Source organism: Arthrobacter sp. NyZ413 (genome assembly GCF_049390645.1).
Lineage (GTDB): Bacteria > Actinomycetota > Actinomycetes > Actinomycetales > Micrococcaceae > Arthrobacter.
On record NZ_CP155434.1, the window covers coordinates 590351 to 609723 of the forward strand.

20 protein-coding genes and 2 tRNA genes are annotated in these 19373 nt (G+C 64.2%); 12 read left to right on the forward strand and 10 right to left on the reverse strand.

What is annotated here, in order from left to right; translation table 11 throughout:
- Positions 1-187 precede the first annotated feature (187 nt).
- The 3 genes from ABCW42_RS02870 to nirB all read right to left on the reverse strand — a co-directional run bounded on the left by ABCW42_RS02870 (position 188) and on the right by nirB (position 4641).
- Positions 188-967, reverse strand: a complete 780-nt coding sequence (locus ABCW42_RS02870; protein WP_423183439.1) for a VOC family protein — start codon at positions 965-967, stop codon at positions 188-190.
- A 110-nt stretch (positions 968-1077) separates the two neighbouring features.
- Positions 1078-1953, reverse strand: coding sequence for an undecaprenyl-diphosphate phosphatase (locus ABCW42_RS02875; protein ID WP_423183440.1), 876 nt, complete (start codon positions 1951-1953; stop codon positions 1078-1080).
- A gap of 66 nt (positions 1954-2019) precedes the next feature.
- Positions 2020-4641 carry a nitrite reductase large subunit NirB gene (gene nirB, locus ABCW42_RS02880; RefSeq protein ID WP_423183441.1) on the reverse strand — a complete coding sequence of 874 codons (2622 nt, stop codon included), beginning with the start codon at positions 4639-4641 and terminating at the stop codon, positions 2020-2022.
- Positions 4642-4919: 278 nt separating this feature from the next.
- On the opposite strand from nirB, the gene nirD reads away from it, so the two are divergent.
- Positions 4920-5288 carry a nitrite reductase small subunit NirD gene (gene nirD, locus ABCW42_RS02885; RefSeq protein ID WP_423183442.1) on the forward strand — a complete coding sequence of 123 codons (369 nt, stop codon included), beginning with the start codon at positions 4920-4922 and terminating at the stop codon, positions 5286-5288.
- A 130-nt stretch (positions 5289-5418) separates the two neighbouring features.
- Here the strand turns inward: nirD and ABCW42_RS02890 are convergent.
- Positions 5419-5506: transfer RNA gene (locus ABCW42_RS02890), tRNA-Ser, on the reverse strand.
- 116 nt (positions 5507-5622) lie between these two features.
- On the opposite strand from ABCW42_RS02890, the gene ABCW42_RS02895 reads away from it, so the two are divergent.
- The 7 genes from ABCW42_RS02895 to ABCW42_RS02925 all read left to right on the forward strand — a co-directional run bounded on the left by ABCW42_RS02895 (position 5623) and on the right by ABCW42_RS02925 (position 10395).
- Positions 5623-6606, forward strand: coding sequence for an NAD(P)H-quinone oxidoreductase (locus ABCW42_RS02895; protein WP_423183443.1), 984 nt, complete (start codon positions 5623-5625; stop codon positions 6604-6606).
- Between the two features lie 30 nt (positions 6607-6636).
- On the forward strand, positions 6637-7218 hold the full coding sequence (locus ABCW42_RS02900) for a PadR family transcriptional regulator (RefSeq protein WP_423183444.1): 582 nt from the start codon (positions 6637-6639) through the stop codon (positions 7216-7218).
- Positions 7215-7700: a GNAT family N-acetyltransferase gene (locus ABCW42_RS02905; RefSeq protein ID WP_423183445.1), complete on the forward strand. Its 486-nt coding sequence runs from the start codon at positions 7215-7217 to the stop codon at positions 7698-7700. Before ABCW42_RS02900 ends, ABCW42_RS02905 begins: the two co-directional genes overlap by 4 nt.
- Positions 7697-8350: a bacterial proteasome activator family protein gene (locus tag ABCW42_RS02910; RefSeq protein ID WP_423183446.1), complete on the forward strand. Its 654-nt coding sequence runs from the start codon at positions 7697-7699 to the stop codon at positions 8348-8350. Before ABCW42_RS02905 ends, ABCW42_RS02910 begins: the two co-directional genes overlap by 4 nt.
- A gap of 8 nt (positions 8351-8358) precedes the next feature.
- Entirely contained in the window at positions 8359-8799 is a 441-nt protein-coding gene (locus ABCW42_RS02915) for a hypothetical protein (RefSeq protein ID WP_423184789.1), read from the forward strand.
- A 127-nt stretch (positions 8800-8926) separates the two neighbouring features.
- Complete coding sequence (locus ABCW42_RS02920; protein WP_423183447.1) at positions 8927-9766, forward strand: aldo/keto reductase; 840 nt, start codon at positions 8927-8929, stop codon at positions 9764-9766.
- Between the two features lie 116 nt (positions 9767-9882).
- Positions 9883-10395 (forward strand): hypothetical protein, encoded by a 513-nt coding sequence (locus tag ABCW42_RS02925; protein ID WP_423183448.1) that lies wholly within the window; start codon positions 9883-9885, stop codon positions 10393-10395.
- Positions 10396-10630: 235 nt separating this feature from the next.
- Here ABCW42_RS02925 and ABCW42_RS02930 read toward each other — a convergent pair.
- Positions 10631-10703: transfer RNA gene (locus ABCW42_RS02930), tRNA-Thr, on the reverse strand.
- A gap of 250 nt (positions 10704-10953) precedes the next feature.
- Between ABCW42_RS02930 and ABCW42_RS02935 the strand changes: the two genes are divergently transcribed.
- Positions 10954-11691 carry an HAD family hydrolase gene (locus ABCW42_RS02935; protein ID WP_423184790.1) on the forward strand — a complete coding sequence of 246 codons (738 nt, stop codon included), beginning with the start codon at positions 10954-10956 and terminating at the stop codon, positions 11689-11691.
- A 23-nt stretch (positions 11692-11714) separates the two neighbouring features.
- Here ABCW42_RS02935 and ABCW42_RS02940 read toward each other — a convergent pair whose 3' ends face one another.
- From ABCW42_RS02940 to tmk, 3 genes are read right to left on the reverse strand one after another with little or no spacing between them, the layout of a single operon-like run.
- A complete protein-coding gene (locus tag ABCW42_RS02940) occupies positions 11715-13304 on the reverse strand; it encodes an alpha/beta hydrolase (protein ID WP_423183449.1) in 1590 nt (529 codons plus the stop codon).
- A gap of 50 nt (positions 13305-13354) precedes the next feature.
- On the reverse strand, positions 13355-14503 hold the full coding sequence (locus ABCW42_RS02945) for a DNA polymerase III subunit delta' (protein ID WP_423183450.1): 1149 nt from the start codon (positions 14501-14503) through the stop codon (positions 13355-13357).
- Positions 14500-15180, reverse strand: coding sequence for a dTMP kinase (tmk, locus tag ABCW42_RS02950; protein ID WP_423183451.1), 681 nt, complete (start codon positions 15178-15180; stop codon positions 14500-14502). The genes ABCW42_RS02945 and tmk overlap by 4 nt, the downstream gene beginning before the upstream one ends.
- Positions 15181-15330: 150 nt before the next feature.
- Here tmk and ABCW42_RS02955 point away from each other — a divergent pair, with 150 nt between their 5' ends.
- Both ABCW42_RS02955 and ABCW42_RS02960 read left to right on the forward strand, forming a co-directional pair.
- Positions 15331-16515, forward strand: coding sequence for a trans-sulfuration enzyme family protein (locus ABCW42_RS02955; protein WP_423183452.1), 1185 nt, complete (start codon positions 15331-15333; stop codon positions 16513-16515).
- A gap of 10 nt (positions 16516-16525) precedes the next feature.
- Positions 16526-16861: a DUF2516 family protein gene (locus tag ABCW42_RS02960; protein WP_133206824.1), complete on the forward strand. Its 336-nt coding sequence runs from the start codon at positions 16526-16528 to the stop codon at positions 16859-16861.
- Here the strand turns inward: ABCW42_RS02960 and ABCW42_RS02965 are convergent.
- Positions 16846-17676, reverse strand: coding sequence for a class I SAM-dependent methyltransferase (locus ABCW42_RS02965; protein ID WP_423183453.1), 831 nt, complete (start codon positions 17674-17676; stop codon positions 16846-16848). The genes ABCW42_RS02960 and ABCW42_RS02965 overlap by 16 nt on opposite strands.
- A gap of 93 nt (positions 17677-17769) precedes the next feature.
- Between ABCW42_RS02965 and ABCW42_RS02970 the strand changes: the two genes are divergently transcribed.
- A complete protein-coding gene (locus ABCW42_RS02970; RefSeq protein WP_423183454.1) occupies positions 17770-18516 on the forward strand; it encodes a phosphoglyceromutase in 747 nt (248 codons plus the stop codon).
- Positions 18517-18599: 83 nt separating this feature from the next.
- Here the strand turns inward: ABCW42_RS02970 and phoU are convergent, their stop codons facing one another.
- Positions 18600-19253 carry a phosphate signaling complex protein PhoU gene (gene phoU, locus ABCW42_RS02975; RefSeq protein ID WP_133206822.1) on the reverse strand — a complete coding sequence of 218 codons (654 nt, stop codon included), beginning with the start codon at positions 19251-19253 and terminating at the stop codon, positions 18600-18602.
- Positions 19254-19373 lie beyond the last annotated feature (120 nt).

Sequence of the window (19373 nt, forward strand, 5' to 3'; positions counted from 1 at the left end):
CACAAACAAAGAAGGAGCGTCGTCCCACAAACAAAGAAGGAGCGTCGTCCCACAAACAAAGAAGGAGCATGCTCCGCGCTGGGCGTGAGCAGTGGACATAATCCGAATATGTCCACTGCTCATGCCGCAGGGGGAGCATGCTCCTTGGTGGTGCGATGTGTGGCCGCGAGGGCCGACGCCGATGTCCTTAGGAAGGACGGTTTTCGATGAGCTTGAAGATGGCGCCCGTGGGGTCGGTCAGGGTGGACATCCGGCCGTATGGGGTGTCTTCCGCCGGCTGGATGACGGTGGCGCCCAAGGAAACAGCCTGTTCGATGGTGGAATCAACCTTGTCCACGGCGAAGTAGACGCCCCAGTAGGACGGAACTTCGGCAGGAAGGAAGCCGGAAGCGTCCATGATGCCTGCCTTGGCGTCATCTCCCGCGCCGAGCGTGGTGTAGCGGAATTCGGGGGAGTCACCCATGACCGTGGTTTCCCAGCCGAAGACGTTCTGGTAGAAGGCGACGGCGGAGTCGTACTGCTTGGCAAACAGCTCGTGCCAGGCAGGCGCACCGGTTTCAGCGGCGACCTCGTAGCCCTTCATTTCGCCGAACTGCCAAGCACCGATTGCGGCACCGGACGAGTCCGCGAACATTGCCATGGTTCCCTGGTCAGGGACCTCCATGGGTTCCATGTAGACCTGTCCGCCGTTGGCCACGGCGGCTTCCGCGGTTGCCTTGATGTCGTCGGTCCGCAAGTAGGTGGACCAGACGTCGGGCATTTGGGCCATGTCTTCCTGCTTCTGCATGATCCCGGCCACCAGCTTGCCGTCCTTGGAAGCCGTGATGTAGCCGCCGTACTTCTCCTCGTCCCCGGTCTCAAAGGTCCAGCCGAACAACGTGTTGTAGAAGGACTTTGCTTTTTCCGTGTCCGAGGTCATCAGGTCGATCCAGCAAGGTGCGCCGGGGGTGATTTCAGGCGTAGGCATGTTTGCTCCTGTGTCGATTCCGGGCCGAAGCCACGGTATTTCTAATGGGTGGTGGAGACAATCAGAACCCTATGCGGGCCCCCTGACAGTTTCAATGCCCTGACCGCGTCTCACCCCATGAAGAGCATCAGGACGAAGTAGATCGCGCCGCCCAGCACGCAGTAAATGGCGAAAGGCATCAGGGTTTTCGTCTCGAAGAAGCGCAAAAGGAACTTGGTGGCGAACCAGGCCGCGACGCCCGCACACAGGGCGCCTACCAGGAATACGCCGCGTTCGTCGGCCATGGAGGGAGCGAAAAGTTCGGGAAGCTTGAGCAACGCTGCCGCCCCGATGATCGGGGTCGCGAGCAGGAAGCTGAAACGGGCGGCGTTCTCATTGTTCAAGCCGGAGAGCAGGCCACCCACCATCGAGGACCCGGAACGGGAAACACCCGGGATCAGCGCGGACGCCTGGGCGGTGCCGATGACCAACGCGCGCTTCCACGACAAGGTGGCGATCTCGGCGTCGGACGCTGTAGCGGTTACCGGCCGGGCGGACCGGCGGCTTTCCCGGGTCCGCAGCCGCTCGGCGGCGAAAAGGACGATTCCGTTGATCATCAGGAAAGCGGCTGCGACCAGCGGGGATCCAAACAGGTTCCGGATGGGCTTTTCCAGGACCAGGCCGATGATTCCGGCCGGGATGGTACCGATGACGAGGAGCCAGCCGAGCTTCGCGTACGTGTCCGACGGCGCCACCTTCCGGTCGCGGATGGACCGCCCCAGCCCCTTGGCGATTTCGATCCAGTCGCGGAGGAAGAAGAAGAACAGCACGACCGCTGTCGCCAAATGGGTGGCGATGAGGAAGTTGAGGAACTCAGGCGCTTTCTGGTCCAGGTTCCAAGCAAAAAGCTTGGGGAGGATCACGCTATGGCCAAGGCTGGAAATCGGAAAGAGCTCTGTGATTCCCTGCAGCAGGCCCATGATGACGGCCTGGATCATATTAATCATGCGCTCGATCCTAGCCAGCCCGCGTTACCGGGAAGTGAACGCGGGCTGGGAACCGGCAGCGTGCCCTTAGCCCTCCATTCCGCGGACAGGGATGGCGGCGGAGGAGATCAGGACGCTGCCCTTTTCCTCCCGGGTAGCCGGACGGATCTGGCCGCGCTCGGGAACGAATGCGATCGATTCATCGGCGGCGTCCGGAGCGTTGACGAAGGAACGGAAGCGGCGGAGGCGCTCGGGATCCTTGAGCGTCGCGGCCCATTCGTCTTCATAGTTCTCGACGTGGGCGGCGATGGCCGCCTCAAGTTCCCGGGCGATGCCGAGCGAGTCCTCGACGACGACCTGCCGCACGTGGTCGAGCCCGCCGTCGAGATCCGCTTGCCAATGCGCGGTGCGCTGCAGGCGGTCGGCGGTACGGATGTAGTACATGAAATAGCGGTCGATGTACTTGATGAGGGTCTCGTCATCCAGCCCGCCTGCGAGGAGTTGGGCATGCGCGGGGTTCGCACCGCCGTTGCCTCCCACGTAAAGGTTCCAGCCGTCCGCCGTCGCGATCACGCCGACGTCCTTGCCCCGGGCTTCGGCGCATTCACGGGCGCAGCCGGAAACGCCGAGCTTGAGCTTGTGGGGGCTCCGCAGCCCGCGGTACCGCAGCTCCAGGTTGATGGCCATCGCCACGGAATCCTGGACACCGAAGCGGCACCAGGTGGAACCGACGCAGGATTTCACCGTGCGCAGGCTCTTGCCGTACGCCTGGCCGGACTCGAACCCGGCGTCGACCAGTTCCTTCCAGATCTCCGGAAGTTGCTCCAGGCGGGCACCGAACATGTCGATGCGCTGACCACCCGTGATCTTCGTGTACAGCCCGTACTTCTTCGCGACAGTACCGATGATTACGAGCTTGTCTGGCGTGATTTCCCCGCCGGCGATGCGGGGGACCACCGAGTAGGTCCCGTCCTTTTGCATGTTGGCCAGCGCGCGGTCGTTGGTGTCCTGCAGCGTTCCCCGGCCGGCATCGAGCACATAGGCGGAATGCTGGGACGCCAAAATCGAGGCGATGGTGGGTTTGCAGATGTCGCAGCCGGCGCCGGTGCCGTATTTGGCCAGGATCTCTTCGAAGGAGTCCAGTTCCAGGACGCGGATGGCGTCGAAGAGTTCCTGGCGCGAGAGCGCGAAGTGTTCGCACAGGGCCTTGGAGACCTCGATGCCGGACTTCTTCAGTTCCCCTTCGAGGAGCTTCTTGAGCATCGGCACGCAGGACCCGCACTGGGTCCCGGCCCGGGAGCAGGCCTTCAGTTCGCCCAGTTCCCGCACCGGGGTGTTGCCCTCGCAGGATCCGCAGCCGTTGATCGCGTCCCGGATGGACCCGGCGGCGACGTTGTTGCACGAGCACAGGATCGCGTCGTCGGGCAGTTCGGTTTCGGGGGCGTCCCCGCCGCCGGCGGCGGTGAGGTACGCGCCGGGTTCGGCCGGGAGTTCCCGGCCCAGGAGCGGGCGCAGGCTCATGTACGGGGTGGCGTCGCCGACGAAGATGCCGCCCAGGAGGGTCTTGGCGTCGTCGGTGGTGACGATTTTCTGGTAGACGCCGCGGGCGGGGTCGGCGTAGACGATTTCCAGGGCGTGTTCGGTCTTGGCGAACGCGTCCCCGAAGCTGGCCACGTCCACGCCGGAGAGCTTGAGCTTGGTGGCGGTGTCAAAGCCCGGGAAGGTCGCTTCCCCGCCGTGCAGGCGGTCCGCGACGATCTCTGCCATCGTGTTCGCCGGGGCCACCAGGCCCAGGCACATCCCGCCGAAGTTCGCCACCTCACCAATCGCCCACACCCCGGGGATCTCGGTTTCGCAGCTGTCGGAAATGACCACTCCGCCGCGCGGACCGAGCGAAAAGACCTGTTCCTCGCCTTCGGGCGCACGGAACAGTTCATCCCTCGGCCTGACACCGATCGCCACGATGACGATGTCGGCGTCGATGATGCGGCCGTCGGCCATCAGGACTCCGGTGACCTGGCCGTCGTCGTCGGAAAGCACTTCGGAAGGGAAAACCCCGCCGTGCACTTCAAATCCCTTGGCTTTGATAAGCCGTCCCATCGCTTCGCCGGCACCTTCGTCGAGCTGCGTCGCCATGAGCCAAGCGGCGCCGTCGATGACTACCGGGCGGGCGCCGAGGCGCTCGGTGCCGGCCGCCGATTCGAGGCCGAGCAGGCCCCCGCCGATGGTCACAGCATTGACCTGCCGCCCAAGTTTTTCGGTGAGCTCGGTGATGGCCTTGTTGATGGCCCACACGTCTTCGAGGGTCCGGTACACATGGGTGTGCTCGGCGCCGGGGATGGGGAGTCGCGCCGCATTCGAACCCGTGGCGACTACGAGGTCATCATACGGATAGGTGTTGCCGGCAGCGGTTTCCACCGTCTTGGACGCGGTATTGATCCTGGCGACGCGCTCACCGGTACGCAGGTCCAACGAATCGTGCTCCCACATGGACGCGTCACCCAAAGTGAGGTCGTGGTCCATCTCGGTGAGGGCCTTGCTCAACGCGACGCGGTCGTAGGGGAGGTGTGCCTCTTCCGTCAGGACAATCACGTGCCAGCCCTCGAGGCCGCGGGTGTGCATTGCCTCGGCAAAACGATGGGCGGCGGGCCCACCACCGGCGACAACGACGCGGCGTGCGGTTTCGGGGTTGGAAGTGTATTCGGTCACGGGCGGCCTTTCGCGTGTGCCGCAGAACCGTCCTCCGCGACTAGTGGTTTCAGAGTAGGGAGGGGCAGTTTCGCGTCAGTTTCCCGTGTGTTTCATGGACTTAACTTCCGCATCACTGAGGGAATCCGCGCCGTGTGAGGTGTCCTTTACGAACAAGATACATTGGCTGCATTCCGACGAAACATGGCAGGCCTAACGTGAAGTTGTGGCCGCAAATGGCCCGCACCGGATGACGGAAATGGATCCGCCAGATCGGCAGGCTAGCGATAGGGGATGAAATGACCGCAATTCTGGAACGCGAGAACCTTTTGGACGCAACCACGGCGTCCGCTTGGCATCGCGTCTGCGCCATCGAGGAGCTCGAACCCGCCTGGGGCGAAGCCGCGCTGGTGGGTGGCCGGCAGGTGGCGCTGTTTCGCACGAAACATGACCAAGTAATGGCAGTGTCCCAGCAGGACCCGGCAACCCTCGCCAACGTGATGGCCCGTGGCATCACAGGTTCCCGTGGCAGCCGGCCGACCATCGCCTCGCCGCTCCACAAAGAGGTCTACGACCTCGAGACGGGCGAGTGCTTCACCAACCCTGAACTCCGCTTGCCTACCTACAGCACGCGCCTTGTGGACGGCTACCTGGAAGTGGCCGTCTAGGCAGACCGCAATTCGCTGGCCGGTTCCTCTGGGGGAACCGGCCAGCGGTATTTCCGGGCAAAACAAAAGGCCTGCCGGGTGAATTCGAATTCACCCGGCAGGCCTTTTTGTGCGCGATTGCCGCGCTCCGCGGAAGGTAAGGGATTTGAACCCTTGGTGCGGGGTTACCGCACACTGGTTTTCAAGACCAGCTCCTTAGGCCGCTCGGACAACCTTCCCTGCCTAGTAGTGTTTCATAGGGAGTTGGCTGCGCCAAAAAGTCATCGTTGCGACGATCAGCGTTAAGGCGTCCGAGCAGGCCAACTGTGACGAGCAAAGAAGGGGGAGCGCGCGCATGAAAGCCGTCTACATCTCCGAACCGGGTGGCCCCGAGGTTCTCGAAGTCCGTGACGTCCCTTCGCCGGTTCCCGGTCCGGGAGAGGTGCTCATCGACGTCGTCGCCGCCGGACTCAACCGGGCCGATGTCCAGCAGCGCCGCGGCTTCTACCCGCCACCGCCGGGGGCGTCGGACATTCCCGGGCTGGAGGTTTCCGGCCGCATCGCGGCGTTCGGACCCGAGGTGAGCAAGGCGTTTTCGATCGGCGACAAAGTAGTGGCGCTCCTTTCCGGCGGCGGCTACGCGCAGCAGGTTGCGGTTCCGGCGGAACAAGTCCTGCGACTGCCCGACGGCGTTGACTTGGTGACCGCTGCCGCCTTGCCTGAGGTGGCGGCCACCGTGTATTCGAACCTGTTCATGACCGCGCAGCTCCAGCCCGGCGAGACTGTGCTCATTCATGGCGCTACAGGCGGCATCGGCAGCATGGCCATCCAACTTGCCAAGGCATATGGAGCCAAAGTGGCGGTGACGGCCGGTACCGCCGAGAAGGTCGGCACCGCGAAAGCGTTCCTCGGGGCGGATATCGCCATCAACTACGCCGAGGAAGATTTCGTCGCGAGCCTCAAAACACAAAACGGCGGCAAGGGGGCGGACGTCATCCTCGACGTCGTCGGGGCCAAATACTTGCAGCAAAACGTGGACGCTTTGGCGGACTACGGCAGGCTGGTGGTGATTGGCCTCCAGGGCGGCGTCAAGGGCGAACTCAACCTCGGCCAGCTGCTGAGCAAGCGCGCCGCGATTATCGCTACCGCCTTGCGCCCGCGGCCGGTCGCGGAAAAGGGGGTCATCATGAACGCGGTCCGCGAGTCGGTGTGGCCGATGTTGGCCGATGGCAGGATCAAGCCGCTTGTGGCCAAGTCCTTCCCCTTGGAACAGGTCCGCGACGCCCACGAGTATTTCGACTCCGGAGAGCACATGGGCAAAGTCCTTCTGCTTCTCTAGCCCACAGTCCGAGCTGCAGGAAGGAGAACGATGTCCATCCGGTACGGCATCTTGGCATTGCTTCATGAGGAACCGCGCTATGGCTACCAATTGCGGGCCTCGTTCGAGGAGCGCACCGGGGCCGTTTGGCCCCTGAACGTCGGCCAGGTATATACCACCCTGAACCGGTTGGAGCGCGATGGCCTGGTCCGCAAGGAGGGCGACGACGGCGGCGGCCACGTGCTCTACTCCCTCACCGATGCGGGTGCCGCGGAGACGCGCCAATGGTTCGCCTCCGCCGTCGAACGCGGCGCGCCGCTGCGGAACGAACTGGCCATCAAGCTGGCCATGGCCGTTTCGACGGCGGGCGTCGACGTCACCGCCGTCATCCACGCGCAGCGCGAGAGTTCCCTCCAGGAACTTCAGGACTACACGCAGGAACGCAAGGATGTGGCCGCCAACCAAAGGGCGGCCGACACCGCCAAGCTGCTCGTCCTGGATTCGTTGATCTTCCATGCGGAGGCCGAAGCCCGTTGGCTGGATCTTTGCGAGGCGAGGATGGTCCAGCTGGGAAACGGCGCGGGCAACGGCCTGTCCGGAGCAGTCCGTGCCCAGGGCCCGGCGGCGCCATGACGCCGGACATCCGGATCCGGCTGCTCACGCCCGCCGACGCTGGCGCCCTCATCCGCCTCGGCGAGGTGGACAACCTCTTTGACGAAGACACTTCTGTGGAGCCTTCCGGGCCTCTGACGTACGACGCCGCCACTTCCTTTTTGGGGGACCCGTCGGTGTTGTTCTGGCTGGCCGAGGCGAGCGGCGAGACGCTGGGGTTCCTGCATTGCTGCATTCAGCGGCGCCGAAACGCCGGGCCGTGGGCGGAACTGCTCCTCATGGAGATGGGCACGCACGCGCAGTGGCGTCGCCAGGGCATAGGCCGGTCCATGATTTCGGCGATGGAGGACTGGATGCGGCACCGGGGAATCGAGGAAGTCTGGGTTCCAGCGAACCTCTATGCCACCGGGTTTTACGAAAAGTGTGGTTTCGCTAAGGACGAAGGCGAAATACTCGTCAAGGCTCTGGGCCGGGTTGCGCCGCGTGAGAGTATGAACGCATGAGCGATCAGGATGGCACTCAGGCAAACGGCGGGAACGTGGACGATATCCCCGTGGAGGGCACCACCTTGGATGGGGGAGCGACTGAGGGTAGCTCAGATTCCGACTCGCCCGCCGGTGCCAAGCCCGGCGAAAGGAAAGCCAGCAACCTGCAGGACCTGGTTGACGAACCCGCCAAAGTGATGCGGATCGGAACCATGATCCGTCAGCTCCTTGAAGAAGTGAAGAGTGCGCCCTTGGACCAGGCCGCGCGCGGACGCTTGGCAGAAATCCACGAACGCTCAATCAAAGAGCTTGAGGATGGACTGGCCCCTGAGCTCGTGGAGGAGCTCGAACGCATCAGCCTTCCGTTCCCGGAGAACGCGACCCCCTCCGACGCGGAGCTTCGCATCGCCCAGGCCCAGCTGGTTGGTTGGCTCGAAGGGCTGTTCCACGGAATCCAGACGGCCATCGCTGCCCAGCAGGCGGCCCGGGAGCATGCTGTGGCCCAGCTGCAGTTGCGCCAATTGCCGCCCGGAACCATGATCGCCCCCGGCGTGGTCATTGGCGAGAATGGTGAACCGCAACGCGCACATCTCCCGGGCAACGAAGCGGAGCCTGGGAAGGGCCCCCGCGTCGATGATCCGGACCACGGTCCGGGCCAGTATCTTTGAGCCTCGGATTGGGATTCTTTGGGGCCGTCCGGCAGGGGCGGAAGGACGACGCAGAACTCGGCAAGGGATTATGGCGGCGAGCCCACGACCGTTTCCATCGTGGTTTGGACCGTTACCACCAAGTGCTTGAGGGCGTGGACGACGAACAGCTCTACGTGGAACTCGTGGAGATCGCCAATGAGTTGGCGGCGCTCTCCGCCAGGGTCCGCGCTGTCTGTGTGGAAGCGCAACTCCGCGCGCCGAGCGACGGGTACGACATTTCCGGTTCGCTCTCCGGTGTCCATCGTGCACTGTCCAAAGCGGGTAACTCCCTTGCCACCACGGCGGAGGCCGCAGCGATGCTCCGTCTCGCCGTCGGGCCTGTACCGGTCGGGGCGGCCTCGGTGCGGCGCCGTGCAGAAGCGGTTTACGAGCATGTGGATGAAGCCGAGCGCTTGCTGAAGGGGTAACGCGGTTTGCGCGGTAACGGAATTTAGCTGCACACGCTTCTATTCCCACGTTGCAACTATTAAGCGCCTAGCTTAGACAGGCTGGATTCGGGCCTGTTCGTGGCCGTTGGCTGGCAGGATGGAAGGCATGACTTCGTCACCGAACCTTACTTTTAACGACGGCAATTCCATTCCCCAGCTCGGCTACGGCGTATGGCAGGTTGAGGACGATGTAGCCGAGAAAGTGGTGCGCCAGGCATTCGATGCCGGTTACCGCCACATCGATACCGCCAAGATCTACGGCAACGAGGCAGGCGTAGGGCGCGCGATCGCATCCTCCGGCCTCAAGCCCGGGGAAATCTTCATCACCACCAAGCTGTGGAACGCGGACCAAGGCTACGAGGCCACCCTGGCGGCTTTCGAGAAGTCCCTGGACCTCCTCGGCCTGGAAACGCTCGACCTGTACCTGATCCACTGGATGCAGCCCAAGCAGGACAAGTTCGTGGACACCTGGAAGGCGCTCATCGAGCTCCAGAAGCGCGGCCGGGTCAAGTCCATCGGTGTCTCCAACTTCACCAAGGAAGGCCTGCAGCGGCTGATCGACGAGACAGGCGTTGTTCCGGCGATCCACCAGGTCGAGCTGCACCCCTTCTTCAACCAATCCGAACTCCGTGAGTTCGGCGCGTCCAAGGGCATCCTGACCCAAGCGTGGTCGCCCCTTGGCCAAGGCGGCGAGCTGCTTGAGAATGCGACCATTGCCGAGATCGCTGCGAAGCACACCGCCACGCCGGCCCAGGTGGTCATCGCCTGGCACTTGGCGATCGGCAACGTCGTGATTCCCAAGTCCGTGACCGAGTCCCGCATCCAGGAGAACTTCGCAGCGCTCGGAGTCACCCTGGACGAATCCGACATCGAGGCCATCAACAGCCTGGACCGTGGCGCCGAGGGCCGCATCGGACCTGACCCGGCGGTTTCCGACTTCGCGTAGGCGGCAAATTCCAATGGGAAGGCCTCGCACCTCTGTTTACAGCGGGTGCGGGGCCTTGTCCGTGTTTGTGGCCGACATCTTTGATTCTTTGCCGCGCTCAGGCGAGGATTCAACCCATGGGGAAAACAGATGGCGCCGTGCGCGCCGATGGGGAAATGCCGGCAGTACCGCGCGCGGCCCGGAAAGCCGACAAAGGGCTCATCATCTTCGTCAGTGTCGTGGCCGGGATCATCCTGTTGATTATCGTCGCAACGGCAGGCGGCATCGGGCTTTCAAAAGCCCTGCTCTCCCGTCCCGGAGAGGACACGCTCCTTGCAAAGCGCCTAGGCGGCGCCGGGTGGATCCACGATGCCAGTTCAGGGCTGTTTTGGAAATGGGTTGACGCGCCCCAGTGCGGCACAGCACCCAACGGGTGTGCCCAGGTCTTGGTCGAATCGGTGGGTCCGGGGTGCCCGGCAGGCGTGACAGTTCGCATGAACCTCCACCTGAGCTCGGGGGAAATGGCTGGAACCGCGGAATCCACCGATTCGAGGGAACTTCCCGTAGGGCAGGAGAGAGTGGTACAAGTGACGTCATCGCTGACCAAAGTCGACCAGGTACAGATGAAGGAACTCGTCTGCCGGGCCTGAGGCTCGGCGGATTTCGTGGCGACGTCCCCTCAAAGAAAGCGCCGCCACCTGAGGATTGGGGGAAACCTCAAGTGACGGCCTGCCTCCCAAACTATCGGGCTGCAGCGTTCGTTCCTTGCTTGGCCGGAGGATCTTTACGAAATCTTTGCGGCGGGGATATGTGCGGCGACGGACCAGCAAAAGCAAAGACCCCCGATCCCTTGTGTTGACGGGGATCGGAGGCCTTCGCTTCCCGAGCTTCCTATCAGAATCGAACTGATGACCTTTTCATTACGAGTGAAACGCTCTACCGACTGAGCTAAGGAAGCACCGCGCAATCTTCCGGTAACCGGCTGAATCACGCAAGACACAACTGTAATAGAGTCACCTCGTCCGGGTCAAAACGGCCGGGTTGGCGCTCTATCCGGCTCTACCGCAGGGCGTTCCGAGCTGCGTTGTTGCGGAATTCATCCGCTCGTCGCGCCGGGTTCAAGCCGCCGTCGAGGACCCGAGGCAAGCTGGGCAGTCTAACGTGGCCGCATGATTTCGGTCACTAACCAGCGAAGGGGCCGCATGAGCATGGACATCAGCAAGAGGATCAACGCGAACGACGCCGGGCCGCGCCGCGCGGAGCGGCTCCGGCTTGCTGTACTGGACATGGTGGGCACCACCATCACGGACGATGGCCGGACGGAGCGCGCGATGTCGCACGCACTGCGGGAGACCGGCGTCGAGCCCGGCTCAACGCGTTTCGAGAGCATGCTCGGCTACGCGCGGGACACGATGGGTTTCTCGAAGATGACCGTCTTCAGCCACCTTTTCGATGACGCGGAACGGGCTGAGAAAGCCAACAAGGCCTTTGAGCGGGCCTATGACGATTTGATCGCCGAGGGCGGGGTCCGTGCCATCCCCGGGGCCGAGGAGACCATTGATTGGATGCATGATTCCGGCATGAAAGTCTGCCTGGCCACTGGCTTCGGCCGCCATACGCAGAACATGGTGCTGGAGTCACTGGGCTGGATGGGCAAAGCCGATCTCAGCCTGTGCCCCGCCGACGCCGGCCGTGGACGGCCTTACCCTGACATGATCCTCACCGCGGTGCTCGCCCTCGACCTCGACGACGTCCGGGAGGTTGCCGTCGTAGGGGACACGAGCTCCGACATGCTGTCCGGCGTACGCTCCGGAGCGTCGGCGGTGATCGGAGTGCTCACTGGTTTCCACCCGGAAGGCGCTTTGCGCGCAGCCGGTGCCACCGACGTAGTGCCTTCGGTGAAGCACCTTCCAGCCCTCTTGGAGCCCCGAGCGTTACGGCTCTAGGTCCGGGGACAGCACGCCCGCCCTCAGCACATCGTCCCGTCCGACGGCACCTTTCCATCCACGAAGTAGTCGTCCACGGAGTTGGTGACGCAACTGTTGGAGCGGCCGTAGGCGGTGTGGCCTTCGCCTTGCCAAGTGACCAGCGAGGCGTTGCCGAGTTCCTTCCGCAGTGAACCCGCCCAGGCAATCGGGGTTGCGGGGTCGCCCGTGGTGCCGACAACCACGATCGATGCCTTGCCCGTGTACTTGACCGGCGCCGGGATGTGCACGGGCTTGTAGGGCCAGTCCTTGCAGTTGATGCCGCCGTAGGCGAAGTAGTACCCGAAGGTGGGGGAGAGCTGCTTCAAGCGGGCTTCTTCGGCCCGCATGCCCGGGGTGTCGGTGACCATCGGGTAGTCGAGGCAGTTGATGGCGTTGAACGCGAACGCGGTGTTGGAAGTGTACGTGCCGTTGGGGTCGCGGTCAGCGCCGATGTCGGCAATCCGCAGCATGAGCGAGACATCGCCTTGGAACGCCGCAGTCAAAGCCTGGGTCAGGACTGGCCAGGATTCGTTGTCGTACAGCGGCGTGAACAATCCGCTGACAAACGTGGCACCCGTGACCAGGCGGCCGTCTTTGGCGCGCTGGGGGGTCTGTTCGACGTCGGTGATCAGGGTCTGGATCTGCCGCACGCCCTCGTCGACGTTGCCGGTCATGGGGCATCCAGCGTGGCTTTGGCAATCGGCGACGTAGCTGTGGAGCGCTTTTTCGAACGCCTCCGCCTGGCCGGCCGTGAGGTCCTCGTTGTTGAGGGCGGGATCGACGGCGCCGTCCAGTACCACCTTGCCTACGTTGTCCGGGAACAGCGAGGCGTAGGTCGAACCGAGTGAGGTGCCGTAGGAGAAGCCGAGGTAATTGAGTTTGGTGTCACCAAGCGTCGCACGGAGGATGTCCATGTCCTTGGCCGAGCTCTCGGTGTCGATGTAGGGCAGGGCCGGTCCGGATTTCGCCACGCACTCGGCGATGATCGCCTTGTTGTCGGCGAGTGCCGCTGCGATGCCTTGGTCCGTGTCATAGCGGTAGACCTTTTCGCGGGATGCGTCCCGTTCGGAATCGGTCTGACAGGTCACTGGTGCCGAGCGCTTGACGCCGCGGGGATCGAAGCCCACGAGGTCGAAGTTGGACCGGAGTTTGCTGCTGAAATGGGTGGTGCCCGCGTCCCGGACGAAATCGTAGCCGGAAGCACCGGGACCGCCCGGATTGACCAGCAGCGATCCCTTTTTGGTGCCTTGGCTGCGCAAGCGGATGGCCGCGATGGAAATGCTGCCCGCATTGGGGTTGGCGTAGTCCACCGGAACCTTGACGTTGGCGCATTGGAAGTCCTTTTCGCAGGACGTCCAGTTGAGTTTTTGGGTGTAGAAGTCCTTGAGGCCTTCCGGTGCCGAGGCGGCGATGGATTCCTGGGTCGAGTTGGCGTTGCCGGCGCCATCGCCGTTCACTGGCAGGCTGAATACGCACGCGCTCAGCATCAAACTCAGGGAAACCAACGTTGCGACTGCCGCTACCACCTTCCGTGGGGAAGGGAACCGTGTCCTGGAAGGGGACCCGGCGGGCCGACGTCGTGCGGGCGTCATGCGTTACTCCTCAAGGTGGGGAAGCGTGCTGTAGTTCTAAAACTATCCGGCTATTGCTGGATCAGGCTGCTTGCCATGGACTCAACCGCCAGCAGTGGTGCGACGTTGCTTGTGGTGATCCTTACCCGCGCCGTGTTGATGGCGTCCATGCGCGCCAAAGTGATTTCGGGCGTCGAACCGGCAGCATAGCGTTCCATTTCGCTCCTCAGTTCGACGTTGACCAAGTCCACGGCGTCTCCCATTTGGATGACCAGGACGTCGCGGTAGAAGGAAAGCAGGTCGGTGAGCGTGCGGTCCAAGGAGTCGGTGACGGATCGTTTGGCGCGCCGTTTTTGCTCATCTTCGAGCTGCTTGACCTGGCTGCGCATCGACGGCGGCAATGTTCCGGATTCCGGGGCGCCGAGGCTCGCGAGCAAGGCTGTTTTTTCGGCGGCGTCACGCTCGTCGTTCGAGCTGTTGGCCTCATCCGTGGCGATCTTGACCAGTTTTTCGGCCATCATCACGGCGGCCGTCACTCCGCGCAGGCCCAGCGGGAACCGCACCGTCTCCATCCGGCGTTCCCGCGCTTCGGGATCCCGGGCGAGGCGCCGTGCGATGCCGATGTGGCTTTGGGCGGCGCGTGCGGCGCGGTCCGCGATGGCGGGGTCGACGCCGTCACGGCTCACCAAGAGGGCGGCGACGTCGGCGGCGGGCGGGAGCCGAAGGGTGACCGGACGGCAACGCGAGCGGATGGTGACCAGCACGTCCGCGGGCGAGGGGGCGCAAAGCATCCAGATGGTCCGTGGCGTTGGTTCTTCGATGGCTTTGAGGAGCACGTTGGTGGTGCGCTCGGCCATGCGGTCGGCATCTTCCACCACGATGATGCGCCACCGCCCCGACGCCGGCCGGTCGCCCGCTTTGGACACCAACTGGCGTGCCTCGTCGATGGTGATGGTGACTTTCTCGGTGCGGACGAAGGTGACGTCCGAGTGGGTTTCGCCTAGGATCGTCCGGCAAGACGCGCATTCGCCGCAGCCGCGCAGGGTGACGTCGTCCTGGTCGCAATTCAGCGCGGCCGCGAACGCCTTGGCCGCATTCGAGCGTCCGGAGCCCGGCGGCCCGGTGAACAACCAGGCATGCGTCAGGCCGTCGCCTTGGGAAGCGGCACGCAATTGCGCGACGACGGGCGCCTGGCCGCGGAGATCGTCCCAAACGCTCATGCGCGGCTCCCGAGGATGTCCTGTACCCGCCGCAGGATCCGGGCGGCAAGGACGTCGATCGGGTCCGCCGCCGGCAGCACGAGATACGTGTCAGGGTGGGCCCGCGCGACTTCCAGGAAAGCATCCCGAATGCGGGCGTGGAACTCGTCCGGTTCCGATTCGAGCCGGTCTTCCGCAGCGTTGCCTACGGTCCTGCGGTCCCGGCCTTCCCCGGGGTGCACGTCCAGAAGCACGGTCAAGTCCGGTTCGAGGCCTTCGGTGGCCCATTCGTTGAGCCGCCGCACATCACCGGTTCCGAGGTCCCGGCCCGCACCTTGGTAGGCCACCGATGAGTCGATGTACCGGTCGGTAATAACGACGGAACCTCGCGCCAGCGCGGGCCGGATGACCTGGTTGGCATGGGCGGCACGGGAAGCCGCGAACATGAGGGCTTCGGTCCGGGCATCGATGGTGCCATGGCCGTGGTCCAGCACGAGGGACCGCAGCTTCTCGCCGATTGGCGTGCCGCCGGGTTCGCGCGTACGCAATACGGCAAACCCTAGCGACTCCAGTGACTCCGCGAGGCGGGCCGCCTGCGTGGACTTACCCGCGCCATCTCCGCCTTCGAACGCGATGAAGAGTCCCGGACGCAGGTCCTTGGTCGGGCTCTGGTCCTGTTGAAGGCTCGGCGTAGTCACGGATCCAAGCCTACAGAGGATCACAGACAGTACGACGACGGCGTCACTGGGTTCCGCTGCCACGGCACCTTCCCGGCGGCCCGCCCCGCCGTCGACGGCTATCGCCGTAACAGCTTCCGACCACCGCTCCGGCGGCCGTAGGCTGGGGCAATGAGTCTTTCCCGAGAACACGCCGCAGATCTGTCCCCGGAAACTGTGGTGGTGGCGGCAGGCCGACCCGAACGCGGCCATGACCAGCCCGTCAACCCTCCCATCGTCCTCTCCTCCACATACTTCGGCACGGGAGCGCTCAGCGACGGCGACCGCGGCTATGGACGCTACGCCAACCCCACGTGGGATCCCTTCGAGGAGGCCCTGGCACAGCTCGAAGGCGCTGAACTGCCCGGCTTGCTCTATGCGTCAGGCCTGGCGGCGGTGAGCTCGGCGCTGTCGCTGCTCCCCGCCGGCGGCGTGCTGGTCATGCCCTCCCACAGCTATGCGGGATCCTTGGCCATGGCCAGCGAACTGGCGGCCAAGGGTGCCCTTGAGCTGCGGACCGTGGACATCGCGGACACTGAGGCCGTCAAAGCGCAGCTTGCCCCGGCGGACGGGAAGCCCGCCAACATGCTGTGGATCGAAAGTCCCACCAACCCCATGCTCGGCATCGCCGACATCAGGGCCCTGACGGCAGCAGCCCACGACGCCGGTGCGATCGTCGTCACGGACAACACCTTTTCCACGCCGCTCGTCCAGCAGCCACTGGAACTGGGCTCCGACGTCGTCCTCCACTCGGTGACCAAATACCTGGCCGGGCATTCCGACGTCGTCCTCGGCGCGCTGGTGACCTCCAACCCGGAACTGCGCTCGGAGCTCCTGCACCACCGGATCATCCACGGCGCCATCGCCGGACCATTCGAGGCCTGGCTCGCGCTTCGCGGCCTGCGCACGCTTGCCCTGCGGATCGAGCGTTCGCAAGCTTCCGCGATGACGCTGGCCGAGCGCTTGCGTGCGCACCCACGCGTTGAATCCATCCGGTTCCCGGGCCTTCCCGACGACCCCGGGCATGAGCGGGCCACCTCCCAGATGAAGGGTTTCGGCTCCATCCTGTGCATCCAAGTCGCAGGTGACGGGAACCGCAGTGGCGCGGAGGCGGCCGACGACGTGGTCCGCGCGCTGCAGTTGTGGATCCCGGCAACATCGCTCGGCGGTGTCGAGTCCCTGATCGAACGCCGACGCCGGCACACGGCCGAGCCGCTCAGCGTGCCGGACAACTTGGTCCGGATGAGCATTGGAATCGAGAACGTCGAAGACCTCTGGTCTGATTTGGAGCAAGCGCTCAAGGCGCTTGACAGCTAGGCTGGAGGGCGTGGACGGAAAAGAACTCATCGGGTACATCCAGAACGGGATTTGGTACATCCTGGGCCTGGTCGCCTTTGCCTTGGAACTCTGGGCCCTCGTGGATTGCCTGCGCCACAAGCCATCTTCCTTTGAAGCGGCATCCAAGCGCACCAAGACCTTCTGGCTCGCCATGACCGCCGTCGCGGCGATCATCGGCGGCCTGTCCGTCCTCACCGGCGGTGGCGGTTTCGGAATCTTCGGGATTGCGGCGGTCACGGCCGCCTGCGTCTATTTGGCCGATGTCCGTCCGGCCGTGAAGGAAACCGGGACTGGCCGGAACCAAGGTCCCTACGGGCCCTGGTAATCCCCGCCCGGAGCCACAGCCGGCCAGTCGACAGTAAGTTCGCCCAATCGCCAACGTGACGGCCCGTCCTGAAGCGGCCATCCGGCGTCGCGCATTGCCCGGCACATCGCGGTCCAGCGCTGCCTGTTCCCGAACGACGCGAGCGGAGCCGCCTCAAGCCAGGCCTTGTCCAAGGCGTTCAGGAAAGCATGGATCCGTTCTCCGGGAATGTTCCGGTGGATGAGTGCCTTGGGCAGGCGTTCGGCGACGTCGGAGGGCCGCTCAAAGGCCCCGAACCGCATGGACATGCTCAGGCTGAGGGGTCCGTCGGCATCCAGGGCAACCCACGTCACGCGGCGGCCGATCTCGTCGCATGTGCCGTCGATGAACAACCCGTCAGGTGCAAGGCGTGACCGGACCAGGTCCCAGATCCCGGCCACGTCTGCTTCCTCGTATTGCCGCAGCACGTTGAAGGCACGCACGACGACAGGATTTCCGGGTACCGGGAGTTCGAATCCGCCAACCACGAAGCCGAGCCCCGGCCGTTCCAAAGCCTTGGCGATGCGGACGCGCTCCGGCTCGATCTCGATCCCGCACACGCGTACGTCGGCCCGGACAACCCGCAGGCGTTCGAAAAGCTCGACGGCGGTGGCCGGCGAAGCGCCGTAGCCCAAGTCCACCACGAGGGGGTCGACGGCGGCGCGCAGCCGCCATGCCTGTGGTCCCGCCAACCAGCGGTCCAGCCGGCGCATCCGGTTGGGATTGGTGGTGCCCCGCGTGACGTTTCCGACGGGTTTGCCGCGCTTGCCCTGCACCCGTTCCGCCTTTTGCACCACGGTCCAAGCTTAACCGCACCAGCCCGTGCCCCGGCCGTCCCGTCCGGCGTAACGCCCGGTAACGGCAGGGCCGGATCGCTTAGGATGAGGACCATGACTTACAAGTTGATCCTGCTGCGCCACGGCCACAGCGACTGGAACGCAAAGAACCTGTTCACCGGCTGGGTGGACGTCGATTTGAACGACCAAGGCCGTACCGAAGCTGCCCGCGGTGGAGAGCTCCTGGTCGAGAACAACGTGCTGCCTGACATCCTGTACACCTCGCGCCTGAAGCGGGCCATCAACACCGCCAACATCGCCCTCGACAAGGCCGACCGCGGCTGGATCGACGTCAAGCGCGACTGGCGCCTCAACGAGCGCCACTACGGCGCCCTGCAAGGCAAGGACAAGGCCCAGACCCTCGCTGAATTCGGCGAAGAACAGTTCATGGAATGGCGTCGCAGCTACGACACCCCGCCGCCGCCCCTTTCCGACGACAGCGAGTTCTCCCAGGCCAACGATCCCCGTTACGCGGGCCTCGGCGACGCCCTTCCGCGTACTGAATGCCTCAAGGACGTCCTCGTACGCCTTCTGCCGTACTGGGAATCGGACATCAAGGAAGACCTCAAGGCCGGCAAGACCGTCCTGGTCACGGCCCACGGCAACTCGCTGCGCGCACTCGTCAAGCACCTCGACGGAATCAGCGACGAAGACATCGCGGGCCTGAACATCCCCACGGGCATCCCGCTGGTCTACGATCTGGACGAGAACTTCCAGCCGATCAACCGCGGTGGCACCTACCTCGACCCCGAGGCCGCGGCCGAATCCATCAAGGCCGTCGCCGCCCAAGGCAAAAAGTAACTTAAAAGCGTAACGACGTCGGCCGGCCCACCTGGCGAGGTGGACCGGCCGACGTCGTTGTTTGCCGGGTGCGGAGGCCGCGGCTAGAAGCCTTCAGGCTGCCATTCGCCGGTGACCAGGTAGGTGACCTTCCGGGCTACGGAGACGCCGTGGTCGGCGAAACGCTCGAAGTAGCGGCTGGCGAGGGCGACGTCCACGGTGGTTGCCGACGTCTCTGCCCAAGCGGGGTCGGCGACGGCGCGGAAGACGCTCAAGTGGAGGTCGTCCACGGCGATGTTGAGCTTCAGGATGTCGCGGGCAACTTCGAGGTCGCGCGTCTCAAGGAGCTGGGTGACTTTCTGGATGATCTCCAGGTCCAAGCGGGCCATGTCCTTGAACGTTGCGGTCAGCTGCTCCGGAATGACGGTGGCCGGGTAGCGCAGGCGTGCCAGCTGGGCGATGTGCCGGGCGAGGTCGCCCATGCGTTCAAGAGACGCGCTCATCCGCAGCGAGCCGACGATCATGCGGAGGTCGCTGGCGACTGGACCCTGGAGCGCGAGGATGTCGATGGCGCGTTCGTCGAGGCCGTTCTGCAGGAAATCGATGCGGGCATCCGCGGCGATGACATCCTGGGCGAGATCGACGTCGGCCCCTTCAAAGGCAGTGGTCGCGTTCTGGATTGCCTCTGTGACCAGCTTTGAGATCTCGATGAGGTCCTCACCGACCTGGATGAGCTCCTCTTGAAATACCTTGCGCACGTTGGCGTCCTCTCCTTGGAATCCCTCCGTACTCCTCAATACAGCACGGAAATGGGCACAGCAAACTACGGTCCAACTAGTAAGGGTGGCAGCGGTCAATGAACGGTTACGCACCTTTAG

Bases quoted from the DNA above. Each gene is read 5' to 3' on its own strand.
- ABCW42_RS02870 (WP_423183439.1), bottom strand. From the start codon at position 967: ATGCCTACGCCTGAAATCACCCCCGGCGCACCTTGCTGGATCGACCTG.
- ABCW42_RS02875 (WP_423183440.1), bottom strand. From the start codon at position 1,953: ATGATTAATATGATCCAGGCCGTCATCATGGGCCTGCTGCAGGGAATC.
- nirD (WP_423183442.1), top strand. From the start codon at position 4,920: ATGACCGCAATTCTGGAACGCGAGAACCTTTTGGACGCAACCACGGCG.
- ABCW42_RS02895 (WP_423183443.1), top strand. From the start codon at position 5,623: ATGAAAGCCGTCTACATCTCCGAACCGGGTGGCCCCGAGGTTCTCGAA.
- ABCW42_RS02900 (WP_423183444.1), top strand. From the start codon at position 6,637: ATGTCCATCCGGTACGGCATCTTGGCATTGCTTCATGAGGAACCGCGC.
- ABCW42_RS02905 (WP_423183445.1), top strand. From the start codon at position 7,215: ATGACGCCGGACATCCGGATCCGGCTGCTCACGCCCGCCGACGCTGGC.
- ABCW42_RS02910 (WP_423183446.1), top strand. From the start codon at position 7,697: ATGAGCGATCAGGATGGCACTCAGGCAAACGGCGGGAACGTGGACGAT.
- ABCW42_RS02920 (WP_423183447.1), top strand. From the start codon at position 8,927: ATGACTTCGTCACCGAACCTTACTTTTAACGACGGCAATTCCATTCCC.
- ABCW42_RS02925 (WP_423183448.1), top strand. From the start codon at position 9,883: ATGGGGAAAACAGATGGCGCCGTGCGCGCCGATGGGGAAATGCCGGCA.
- ABCW42_RS02935 (WP_423184790.1), top strand. From the start codon at position 10,954: ATGGACATCAGCAAGAGGATCAACGCGAACGACGCCGGGCCGCGCCGC.
- ABCW42_RS02940 (WP_423183449.1), bottom strand. From the start codon at position 13,304: ATGACGCCCGCACGACGTCGGCCCGCCGGGTCCCCTTCCAGGACACGG.
- ABCW42_RS02945 (WP_423183450.1), bottom strand. From the start codon at position 14,503: ATGAGCGTTTGGGACGATCTCCGCGGCCAGGCGCCCGTCGTCGCGCAA.
- ABCW42_RS02955 (WP_423183452.1), top strand. From the start codon at position 15,331: ATGAGTCTTTCCCGAGAACACGCCGCAGATCTGTCCCCGGAAACTGTG.
- ABCW42_RS02970 (WP_423183454.1), top strand. From the start codon at position 17,770: ATGACTTACAAGTTGATCCTGCTGCGCCACGGCCACAGCGACTGGAAC.